Genomic DNA, 12,261 nt, shown 5'->3' with positions numbered 1-12,261 from the left:
GAAAAGGAGTGACTATTTAAATGACTTGAGGGGATTAAATGGTAAGTCGGTATTTTTTTAGAAAAAAAGAGAAACAGGAAAGGAAGAATAAAGAAGAAAACTTTTCTGTGAAAAAGATTGCAAAAAAAATAGAGAATAATCTGGATAATTTAAAGGAAATACTGGATAAACCAAACGACCTTGTTATTCGAGAGTTTACAATCAAAGGATCTAAACATAAGTGTGCAATTGCTTATATTGACGGAATGGTCGATAGTAATTTAGTACATAACAATATAATGAAAAATGTGCAGCTAATTACAGGCAGAGATTCGTTGCCTAAAGCAGAATCTGAGCTGTTTGAGGAAATTTATCAGGAAATACTCTCAGTCACCAGTATTAAAAAAGGGTCTACACTAGACGATATTTCAAATGCAATTCTCAGTGGGAGCACAATTTTCTATCTAGATGGCATTGATAAAGTAATTATAATGGATACGAAAGGCTGGAAGACCCGCTCAATTGAAGAACCGATTACAGAAACGGTTATTCGAGGATCAAGAGAAGGGTTTATTGAAAATATACGTACAAATATGGTTATGATTCGTCGGTATATTCGAGATCCTAATTTGCGTTTTAAGACATATCAGGTAGGAAGACGCTCGAAAAAAGATCTTGTTCTATCGTATATAGACGGAATTGTAAATCCAGATATTGTAAAAGAGGTTAATCGAAGGCTGGAAACGATTGATATGGATGATGCACCAGAATCAGGCTATATTGAAGAATGGATTGAAGACAGTTTTTTATCTCCATTTCCACAAGTCTTAAATACAGAAAGACCAGATAAAGTAGCTGCAGCACTGTTAGAGGGAAAAGTTGCAATCTTATTGGATGGTACTCCATTTGTATTAATAGCACCAGCAACCTTGGGAAATACCTTGCAATCGCCTGAGGATTATTATGAACGCTGGACAATTGGAACCTTGCTTCGAGCTTTACGTTATCTTGCTGCTTTTATTGCTATGTTTTTGCCCGCATTATATATTGCACTCGTTTCTTTTCATCCGGGAATGATCCCATCAGATTTGGCCTTTTCTATTGCTGCTTCAAGAGAGGGGGTCCCTTTTCCTGCATATGTTGAAGCGTTGCTAATGGCGTTAACAATGGAACTTTTGCGTGAAGCTGGAACAAGATTACCAACACCAATTGGACAAACAATTGGTATTGTTGGTGGTCTGGTAATAGGAGAAGCTGCGGTATCTGCTGGATTAGTAAGTCCTGCCATGGTAATTGTTGTTGCACTTAATGCTATTGCATCATTTTCACTACCATCCTATAGTGTTGCTATTTCGTTTCGAATTCTTTTATTTGGTATGATGCTTGCTGCTGCAACATTTGGACTTTATGGAATTATTCTCAGTTATATTATGCTCAATGTCCATCTTGTGAATTTGAAAAGTTTTGGAGTTCCGTACACTACTCCTTTTGCACCAAACTTCTTAAGTGACTGGAAGGATCTTATACTACGTGCACCAATTACTACAATAAAGAGACGTCCAACTTATATGCAGCCATTGGATAAAAAGTCATTGAATAAAGGAGACTCCTGACAGTGAAAAGTTTTAAATATGCAGATGAAAAAATCGGTGAGAAGGAGATTATGATTGCTGTACCATCCATGGTAATTGGTGTAGGAATTCTTTCTCTGCCCAAAGATCTGGCTTCCGCTACAGTAGCTTCTGATGGATGGATACCTTTAATAATCGGTGGATTCATTGCAATACTTATGACATGGCTGGTAGCTAAATTTGCATCGGGTTTTGTTAATCAAACATTTCTTACCTATGCATCCAGTATAACAACTAGACCTGTAGCAATCGTTCTAACGTTTCTATTTGCCATTCTATTCTTATTGATAACTGCATTTCAAGTTCGACAAATTGCAGATATATCCAAGCAATATTTATTTGATCGTACGCCACTAGAAATCATCTCACTCGCATTTCTACTTGTTGTGATGTATGCGGTTTCGGGATCGAGAGCAGGTTTGTTTCGTTTAAATGTGATGTTTCTGCCGATTATTCTCTTTATAGCGCTTTCCGTTTTTGTATTTAATTTAGGTTGGTTTGATTATGGGAAATTATTTCCAGTATTCAAGACGGGCTTTAATGATTATGTAAAGGGATTAAATACAAGTGTTACTTCATACCTTGGCTTTAGTATTCTATGGTTCTACATAGCATTAGTTGATAAACCAAAGAAGGCACCGAAAATGGCTGCAATTGGCATGTGTATACCAGTTGTATTATATATCATGCTGTATATCCTGTGCATTGGGGTGTTTGGTCGTGAAGTAACAGCAAATTTGCTTTACCCAACGGTAGAATTGGCGAAAGTGGTCGATATTCCGGGTGGTTTTTTTGAACGATTTGAATCCATTTTTTTTGTCATTTGGATTATGGCTATTTTTAATACGGCATCGATGGCTTTAGATGTAGCAGTTCTAGCTATTAACTCTATCTTTAGCAAGATGCTGAAGGCAAAGATACTTTTTATTTTAGTGCCAATTGTATATATCATCAGTATGTTACCTCAAGAGATAGTTGAAGTGAATTCATTTGGAGCGGCGATGAGTATATCCATGTTATTTTATAGTGTACTTGTTTTTGTTCTGTTGTTTGTTATCGCTAAAGTCAGGGGAGTGAAGCGGGATGAATAAACGATTACTTATCCATTTATGTTGGATGATGCTTTTGCTTTCAGGGTGCTGGGATGAAAACGATATAGAAGAGCGTGGATTTGTGATTGGTACCGCTATTGACTTAGTTGAAGATCAGCAAGCAAATGACAATCCTACGCTGAAAATGACCAATCAGTTCGTCGTGCCAGCGGGAATAGGCCTGCCCACTGGAGCTGGTAGTGAAAAAAAAGCATTTACCAATTTATCAGAAACCGGTGAAAGTTTGTTTGAGATCATCCGTTTGATGTCTACGGCAGTAGGCCGTGCACCTTATTATGAGCATCTAAAATTAATTGTTGTTTCTGAGGAAGTGGCACGCCAACCTGATTTATTTGCAGGCATAATGGATTTATTTATTCGTGATCAGGAAATGCGGAGAGAAATGAGGGTAGTTATTTCCGAGGATAAGGCTCAAAAGATACTTGAGATAGAGCCCGAAACTGAAAATCTTCCTGTCATGTATATTACGAATGTTATGGAAAACACTACTAAATTAGCGGGGTTAATTGATCCTGCCAGAATTGGAGAGATACATGAGCATTTATTGGAGCCGCAAAGTTATGTTATCCCAAGGGTCTTTTCTTCTGATGATAAAATAATTTTCAACGGGGGAGCCGTCTTTCATGGGGAAAGTAATAGACTGGTTGGAACAATAAATCTTGAGGAAGCAGCAGGATTGAATCTAATAAAAAATAAAATAGAGGGTGGATATTTCAAAATTGAAGTGGATAATAAATTAATGGTTTATGAGTTGAAGAGGGTAAAAAGTAATATAGAAATCAATGCAAACGACCCAGAGGATATTAATATAGAAATAACAATTGATGCAGAAGGTAATATTGGTGAGATGTTTGGGCAGAAAAGCCTTTTAGATAAAGCGTATCTTTCAAAAATAGAACGAAAAGTAAGCGAAAGAATTGAACAGGTAGTAAACAATACCATTAAAAAAGCACAGGAGGATCTAAAATTAGATTTTTTTGGTTTTAGTGAAATTTTAAAGCGAAAACATTATGAGATATGGAATGAAGTAAAGGAAAACTGGGACGAAGGCGATAATATTTTTGCGAATAGCACGGTAAAAGTAAAAGCAGATGCTATTATTCGAACAACAGGTGCTACTGATCGGGTCAAGGATCAAGGAAGTGAGTGACGATTATATGTGGGAAAATCTAATAGGAAGATTACCTGAAAAGTTAATCCTTCTCTGTACCGTATTGTCTTTTTTAATACCATATCTCATTTATAAGATTAATCAGAAGTTGCACAAATATGCCGATCCTCCTTGGAAGAAGGACGAAAGAAGGTAGTGATTGAAAATGATGATCATTTCAGTAGTTAATCTTATATTACTTGTTTTACTGCTTAGTATCTTATTAATATTCTTGCTAGGTTGGAGGGGTCTGCTAAAGCGGATGACGAAGAAAATGGGGAAGATTCTCTTTACAGATAGCTATCAGGAGAATTTAATCGAATTGATTCCAGGTATTAAACATATGGGATTACAAAATGTTCTTGAAAACAATTTACGTGCAGAAACAGGGGATGTCTTACACCGGCCATTAGGGTCGTCTAAAAGCTGGCCACATATGGATACGTTAACATTTATACCAGCACAGGTGGCTTCATTTCCCATAGATGGTGATGAAGATGTTGATATAAAAGTTACCATCGGTCCAAACGCTAAAAAGCCACTCGAAATTGAAATCCCGTTACTTATTAGCGGTATGGCTTATGGTATTGCTTTAAGTGAAGAAGTTCGACTTGCATTAGCGGATGCAGCAAAGCAGACAGGTACGGCGATTAATTCTGGTGAAGGAGGGGTTTTACCAGAGGAACTAGATGCAGCTGATAAGTATATTTTACAGTTCTCCAAAACGGAGTGGTCAAAGGATGAGAGCCTATTAAAGCGTGCTAATATGATTGAAATCAAGTTCGGCCAAGGAGCGCTTGTCGGAGTAGGCGGGAGAATTTCGCCGGAAAATTTAACAGGGCGCGCACGGAGCGTAATGGGGTTAAAGGAAGATGAAGTGGCAGTAATTTATGAGCATTTTTTTGATAATCAAACGTTAAAGGATTTAAAAGAATTAGTTGAGGAATTAAGAAACTTAACGGGTGGAGTTCCAATTGGAGCCAAGCTAGGTGCTGGCGGAAAAATAGAGCAGGACATCGATCAATTAATAGAAATGGGAGTTGATTATATTGCAGTAGATGGCGGGCAAGCTGCAACCCACGGAGCGCCTCCAGTATTATCAGATGATTTTGGAATACCGACCCTGCATGCAGTTGTACGTGCGAACAATCACTTGAAAAAACGTAACAAAAGAAAGGAGGTCAGCCTCATCGTATCTGGTGGTCTATTTACACCATCTGAATTTTTAAAAACGATCGCACTTGGGGCAGATGCCGTTTATCTAGGATCAGCGATGCTTTTTGCAGTAGCACATAGCCAAACGCTTGACGCTATACCGTTTGAACCACCTACACAGGTTGTATGGAATGAAGGCAAATTTAAAAATAAATTTAATAGAGAAGATGGCGCACAATCAGCAACAAAATTTTTAACGGCAAGCATAGAAGAAATGAAAGTAGGTCTAAGAGCAATGGGGAAACGTTCGTTAAAGGAAATGACGTTAAAAGACCTAGTATCTTATGACAAATTAACGAGTGAGATGCTAGGTATTCCTTTTTCATTTGAACCATGGCAAGAGAAGAATCAAGCAAAGGAATCGAATAAACAAAAAAATGCTTCCGAATCATAGTACTGGAACCAATCAACAGGTATGGTAGACTAGGGTAAAATGCTTCTGTGAGGAGTGTACATATGGATTTGGAAACATACTTAAAATTAGATGCCATGGAAATGGCGCAGTTGATTCAAATGAAAGAGGTTACCGCAAAAGAATTGATGACGGTTGCCTTCGAACGATTAAACGAGGTTCATCCTATCTTGAATATTGTCGCACACTCAAGAATGGAAAAGGCCTTAGAAGAAGCAGAGCGCATATCGATAGAAGATGCTCCGTTTAACGGTGTCCCTATTTTGCTGAAAAATATCTCTCAAAGTCTAGAAGGAGAGCTGATGACAGCAGGTAATAAACTGCTCAAAGGGAATCGCTCGAAACATGATTCCTATTTTGTGAAAAAGCTTCGCGATGCTGGTTTTCATTTCATGGGTCATACAAATGCACCGGAGTTTGGCCTGAAAAACATTACAGAGCCTGAAATTTACGGTTCCACAAGAAATCCATGGAATACCAGTTATTCGCCAGGCGGTTCTAGTGGTGGGGCTGCAGCAGCAATCGCCTCAGGCGTTGTACCATTTGCGGGTGCGAGTGATGGTGGTGGCTCCATACGGATTCCAGCTTCGTTTTCTGGTCTATTTGGTCTAAAGCCTACACGAGGAAGGACGCCAGTTGGTCCAGGAGTTGGCAGGCAATGGCATGGTGCATCGATTGATTTTGTTTTAAGCAGAAGTGTCCGAGATAGTGCAAGCATGTTGGATTTACTTCAAGTTGTGCAGCCAGAGGCGGCATTTCAGACACCATTATTCCCAGGAAGCTATCATCAAACGATGCTGGAAGATTTGAGTAGACCGCTGCGGATTGCTTATACGACGAAATCTCCTGTGGGCACCCCAGTAAGTGCGGATGCAAAGCTTGCAGTGGAAAACACGGTAAAGTGGCTGGAAGCACAGGGACATGATGTAGAAGAAAAGGATAACGGTGTTGATGGTATCCAGTTAATGAGGGATTACTTTATGATGAACAGTGGCGAAATGAGCCTTACTGTTCAAGAACTGGAAAAAGCAATTGGTCGCGCAATTACTGCTGATGATGTAGAGATTGAAACATGGGTGCTTCGTGAAGCAGGGAAGTCCCTTTCAGCGGCAGATTTTTCTGCAAGTCTTGCATCATGGGATGTAGCCGCTGCTCAGATGGCATCGTTCCATCAAATATACGATTTTTATATTACGCCAGCTACAGCGAGCACTGCACCGGAGGTTGGCGAGCTAACCCACTCAAAAGCAAGCCAGGAAAACCTGCGATTACAAGTAAGGGAAGCAAACAAAGAAAAACAACAAGATCTTATCTATGAGATGTTTTTACCTAGCCTCACCTATACCCCGTTTACCCAGCTAGCTAATTTAACTGGTCAGCCAGCGATGTCTGTGCCTGTATACCGTTCAAGCGAGGGGCTGCCATTAGGGGTACAAGTTATGGCACCAAAAGGCGAAGAACACCGCCTATTACAGCTAGCAGTTCAACTTGAGAAATCTGACTTATGGGTGGGGATGAAGGGAAATCCATATTTTGAAGAGAGTCTGAGTAATCGGAAGTAGAGGTAAAAATTTAATCGTGTAAAACAGTCCATTCACCTACAAAAGCACCACTTAATTCTAAAGCGAAGTGGTGCTTGATATGTTTTGCATAAGTCTAGTATATAATTATCATTTTCTGGTAATGTTAGTTATATAGATGAGGTTTATAAAGATGATTAACTTCTACTTTTACTTCAACTTCTTTTCTTGATATAGTTGAAGTAGACGAATTATTTAAATAGTTTTATTAAAGGAGGGAATACAGCTTGATACATGGGACAAGTATATATAATGATAGAATTGAACGTGTAATCAATAATATAAATAAAGTAATGATTGGTAAAGAGGATGTTGCAACACTAAGTTTAGTTGCTTTATTAGCACAGGGTCATGTGTTATTGGAGGACGTTCCTGGTGTTGGGAAAACAATGCTTGTACGTACACTTGCCAAGTCACTAGACTGTGATTTCAAAAGAATTCAGTTTACTCCGGATTTATTACCATCAGATGTAACTGGCGTTTCGATTTATAATCCGAAAGAACTAGCATTTGAATTTCGCGATGGACCAATCTTTGGGAATATTATTCTCGCAGATGAAATTAATCGTACTTCACCAAAGACACAATCATCACTTCTCGAAGCAATGGAAGAACAAAACGTGACCATTGATGGAATAACGAAACCTCTTAAGCAACCTTTCTTTGTTATGGCAACTCAAAATCCAATTGAATATGAAGGCACTTATCCATTACCAGAAGCACAGCTAGACCGATTTATTCTGAAATTGAAAATGGGCTACCCTACCTTTAGTGAAGAACTTGAAATGCTAGACCGAACCTCTAGTAATCACCCAATTGAATCAATAGAGGCAGTAATTGATAGAGATCAGTTAGTAGAAATTCAAGAAGAGGTAAAGGACGTCTATATCGATCGCAATGTACAGCAGTACATTATTAATCTTGTAACACGTACAAGAGAAAATGATGCTATCTATCTCGGAGTAAGCCCAAGAGGGTCAATTGCCTTAATGAAAGCAGCGAAGGCCTATGCTTACATATATGGAAGAGACTATGTATTGCCTGATGATGTAAAATACCTTGCACCATTTGTTTTATCGCATCGGATTATTTTAACTTCAGAGGCGAGGTATGAAGGGGTTACGAATGAGGAGACGATTGCAGCTATTGTAAAAACCACGCATATCCCGATTCGAAAGGAATTTCATTAATGAGAGGCCGGTTCAGGGTATTTGGCAATGCTGCAATAATTGCTACACTTTTTGTCGTATTATTCTCCTATGCAATGTTTCAAGGGGGATTTGTCAGTTGGTTTCTCTTTTTTAGTTTTCTTCCAATTTTCGTCTATCTACTTGTGTTCTTATTTTATCCGATGAAGAAGTGGAATGTAACGAGAGAGGTAACGCGACCTATTATCCAAGCTGGCGACAAGATTGATGTCATGCTAAGGATAAAGCGGAATATCCCATTTCCAATCTATTATTGTATTGTTGAGGAAGTTTTTCCAGTGAGCTTAATGAAAGCTGACAGTAGTACGGAAAAATATCGCCATATGGATCACCCTGAGAAACGATTTGTAGAACGAAAAATTAAAAAGGTAGTTTTCCCCGGATTTAAACGAAGCTTAGCATTACCCTATACAATTGAACAAGTTCCACGAGGGGAGCATCAGCTAAAGGGAATTCGTGTGAAGCTTAGTGATATATTTGGTTTTGTAAAACGAGAGCATTTATTCCATGTATCAAATGAACTGATTGCTTACCCGACCATTCGTCCTATCACGATGCAAGAGCAATATCAAAATTTTGAACAGGGCTCTGTTTCTTCTAGTTCACATCAATTAATGAATACCAATGTCGCAATCGGTGTTCGTGAATATGTGCCAGGAGATCGATTCTCTCGAATTGATTGGAAACAAACTGCTAGACGAAATAACGTGATGACAAAGGAGTTTGAACAAGAAAAAAGTACGGATATTCTACTGATTTTAGATAGTTGTCATTATGAAGGTATGAATGCATTAGCTTTTGAAGCTTCTGTAGAGCTTAGCCTTTCTTTAATGAATGTTTTTCGAAAACAGGGGAATCAAGCAGGATTGCTTTCGATTGGGGCAGAAGCGGTCTATTTCCAATCTGAACAAAATGCAGGGGCTCAAGCGCGTATCAATCACTTTTTGGCACGAATTCAGCCAAATGGAGAGCGGTCGTTTTCGATAAGTGTGAAGGAAGAAATGAAGCAAATTAAGGCGGGACAAATGGCAATTGTAATCACAACAAGGATCGATGACTTTTTTAAACAATCGATGCTACAAGTGAAGCGACGAACGAAGCGTATTGCTGTAATATTCATTCAAGCAACTGATTTGATTTCAGAAGCGGAAAATCATGCTGTTCAGCAGCTTCGCTATGCAGGTATTGGTGTGCAAATCATGACAGAACAACAATTGGTTCATAATCCGATTGAGGTGAATATAAGATGAGCAAACAGCAAAATAAAGCAGCAATCTTATATGCCACGATTCTTTACTTTTGTGGATTCTTTTTGTTCCTTGAATGGCTCTATCCATTAAAAGATATATCGGATACAAATAATATTTTTATTTTTATTATTTATACGATGTTTTGCTTTATTATTTCAGCATTGCAACTGAAATGGTGGATTGGTTTTTTATTAAAAGGATTCGGCTTGCTTTTCATTCTAAATGGTCTCTATTTTAACGTACCAATTGTAAGTGCTATGTGGATAGAGCAAGTACAAGTCGAATTTGTCTTCAACATACAGGCATTGTTATCACAGCAATGGTATTATTTAACACCGTTGTTCCGCAGCTTTCTATTCTTATTATTAATTTGGCTAATGAGTTATTTATTGCATTATTGGTTCGTGCAGATGAAACGGATTTTTCTGTTTGTCTTGCTGACATTCATCTATATCACAATTCTTGATACATTTACCGTATACGATGGTGCTATGTCAATTGTAAGAACTTTTATAGTTTCATTTATTGCACTTGGTATAGCTAACCTAATGAAAGAATTGAGTCAAGAGTCTATTCATTTTGCATGGGTAAAGAAATCACCAGTATGGCTCATTCCGCTAGTTGTTGTTGTGTTTTTCTCCAGCCTGATTGGTTTTGCCGCACCGAAGGCAGAACCAATTTGGCCGGATCCTGTTCCGTTTATTCAAAGCGCTGCTGAAAACGTTGGCAGTAATGGTAGCGGACCCGTGCAGAAAGTGGGCTATGGAGAGGATGACTCTAGACTAGGTGGATCATTTATTCAAGATGATACACCAGTGTTTTATGCCAGGACTCCAGAAAGACATTATTGGCGAATTGAAACAAAAGATGAATATACAGGGAAAGGTTGGGTGCCTTCTTCTGACTCAGAGTATGAATTACAGCCAAATGGTTCCATCGATTTAGAGACATTTTCTTCGAACGTAGAGACAGAGAGACGGGATGCTTTGGTTGAATTTCAAGAAAATGAATCGATTAATAAGCTAGTTTATCCTTATGGGATCAGTCAAGTAGAGGGGTTAGAGGGGGAAGAGGCAGTCTTTCTCGACCAACAATCAGATGCAATAGAGGCTAGAAGAAGTGGAGAGGTTACTAACTTAACAACGTATCAATTAACGTATGACCATCCGTCCTTTGAGTTGAATGAGCTGCGTGAAAGCAGTGAGCCGTACAGAGATGAACTGTTAGAACACTATACGCAATTGCCGGATACATTACCTGAGCGGGTAGTTGATTTAGCCGAGGAAATAACCAATCCACATGAAACAAGGTATGAAAAGGTAAAAGCGGTCGAACGGTATTTCGCAAGCAATGATTTTGAATACCGTACAACAGATGTCCCTGTTCCAAGGGGAGATCAAGATTATGTGGACCAATTTTTATTTGATTCCAGGATAGGCTATTGTGATAACTTCTCAACTTCGATGGTTGTTCTGCTTCGTGCTATCGATATTCCAGCAAGATGGGTGAAGGGATTTACTAGCGGCCAACTAATTGGAGGAGAGAATGCAACAGAACTGTATGAAGTGACGAATGGAAATGCCCATTCGTGGGTAGAAGTGTACTTCCCGGAAATGGGCTGGGTGCCATTTGAGCCGACACAAGGGTTCTCTAATTTATCTGATTTTCATGTGGATATTGATAATGCTAGTAATACAGACTTACCGCAAACAGAGGATGATGCATTAGAAGCTCCAGAGAGGAATGATCTCCCGGAACAGCCGGAGTCAGATGTACCAACGGATGAAGCTGCTGAGCAAGAATCTGATCAAACCGATGGAACGAATTTTACATTTAAGTGGTGGTACGCAGCAATTTTGGTGGCTTTAATCGTTATTATCGGAATCGGTATCTATAAAACAAGATTCCGTTGGCAAACAAAGGCACTAGCGGTGAAAATGAAAAACGGGCAGGATGCTAAATCTTTCCAAGAAGCCTATCATCATTTAATAAAATTGTTGCGGCATTATGGATATACAAAAGCCCCTGATCAGACATTGCGTGAATTCGCAAACCGTATTGATATCCATTATTCTACAGATGAGATGGGACAGCTAACTAGCTACTATGAGCGGCTGTTATATAAAAATGAGCTAAATGAATCACAACTAAATGAACTAACTCAATTATGGAAAAATTTAATTAAACGCATAATGGGTTGACCTGGTGTGGGTTGATTAGTAGAATAAATACATGCAAAAGTGAGGGCTTAGAAGGACAACCTCTATAAGTGTGTGTTCAATAGGAGGATAAAAAGGACCAAGAAGTTCGAGGCGGCGCAGCTTCCCGTACCGGAACGTATGCAGTTGATACGTGAGGAACGGAAAAGCAAGCCAACGAAGAAATTCGAAGTGTCATTTTTACCGGACTATTTTGGACAACCTCTAAAAATTGAAATAAAATGCGTTCGTATATCCTTGACAATATGGGTCAAAAGTTTCTACCGGGGCACCGTAAATGCTCTGACTATGAAGGCAGAATCTAGATGATGTAGTTTATATCATGAACCTGGATTTCTGTCTTTTTGTAGCTATATGAGTATTTATATAGCTTGCGGAAAGTAGAAATGCAGGTTTTTTCAGCAGGAAAAATGTAAGTGTTGCAGTGTGCATGTCTGGGTTTATCGCGACTCAGCATGGTTTTATTAAACATTACACAACAACTACTTACTTAAAACCTAATGGT

Annotated in this window: 8 protein-coding genes and 1 riboswitch; all 8 genes read left to right on the top strand. The window is 38.8% G+C overall.

All coding sequences use genetic code 11. The features are described from left to right. The first annotated feature begins 38 nt into the window (after positions 1-38). The 8 genes from NYE61_RS09325 to NYE61_RS09290 all read left to right on the top strand — a co-directional run bounded on the left by NYE61_RS09325 (position 39) and on the right by NYE61_RS09290 (position 11,738). A complete protein-coding gene (locus NYE61_RS09325) occupies positions 39-1,592 on the top strand; it encodes a spore germination protein (protein WP_251659545.1) in 1,554 nt (517 codons plus the stop codon). Between the two features lie 2 nt (positions 1,593-1,594). Then, positions 1,595-2,701: an endospore germination permease gene (locus tag NYE61_RS09320; RefSeq protein WP_303447842.1), complete on the top strand. Its 1,107-nt coding sequence runs from the start codon at positions 1,595-1,597 to the stop codon at positions 2,699-2,701. After that, positions 2,694-3,872 (top strand): Ger(x)C family spore germination protein, encoded by a 1,179-nt coding sequence (locus tag NYE61_RS09315; protein WP_251659547.1) that lies wholly within the window; start codon positions 2,694-2,696, stop codon positions 3,870-3,872. The genes NYE61_RS09320 and NYE61_RS09315 overlap by 8 nt, the downstream gene beginning before the upstream one ends. Positions 3,873-4,038: 166 nt before the next feature. Then, the gene (locus tag NYE61_RS09310) at positions 4,039-5,481 is read left to right on the top strand and encodes an FMN-binding glutamate synthase family protein (protein WP_118889938.1); all 1,443 of its coding nucleotides are present in this window, start codon (positions 4,039-4,041) and stop codon (positions 5,479-5,481) included. 62 nt (positions 5,482-5,543) lie between these two features. Then, the gene (locus NYE61_RS09305; protein WP_303447841.1) at positions 5,544-7,061 is read left to right on the top strand and encodes an amidase; all 1,518 of its coding nucleotides are present in this window, start codon (positions 5,544-5,546) and stop codon (positions 7,059-7,061) included. 245 nt (positions 7,062-7,306) lie between these two features. Further along, on the top strand, positions 7,307-8,269 hold the full coding sequence (locus NYE61_RS09300) for a MoxR family ATPase (protein ID WP_303447840.1): 963 nt from the start codon (positions 7,307-7,309) through the stop codon (positions 8,267-8,269). Beyond that, positions 8,269-9,537: a DUF58 domain-containing protein gene (locus tag NYE61_RS09295; protein ID WP_303447839.1), complete on the top strand. Its 1,269-nt coding sequence runs from the start codon at positions 8,269-8,271 to the stop codon at positions 9,535-9,537. Before NYE61_RS09300 ends, NYE61_RS09295 begins: the two co-directional genes overlap by 1 nt. Then, positions 9,534-11,738 carry a transglutaminaseTgpA domain-containing protein gene (locus tag NYE61_RS09290; RefSeq protein ID WP_339317355.1) on the top strand — a complete coding sequence of 735 codons (2,205 nt, stop codon included), beginning with the start codon at positions 9,534-9,536 and terminating at the stop codon, positions 11,736-11,738. Before NYE61_RS09295 ends, NYE61_RS09290 begins: the two co-directional genes overlap by 4 nt. Positions 11,739-11,963: 225 nt before the next feature. Then, a riboswitch (purine riboswitch) is annotated at positions 11,964-12,065 on the top strand. Positions 12,066-12,261: the final 196 nt, after the last annotated feature.

The organism is Oceanobacillus sp. FSL W7-1304 (assembly GCF_037969805.1).
GTDB classification, from domain to species: domain Bacteria; phylum Bacillota; class Bacilli; order Bacillales; family Amphibacillaceae; genus Oceanobacillus; species Oceanobacillus profundus.
This window is presented reverse-complemented; position numbering and strand designations above follow the sequence as displayed.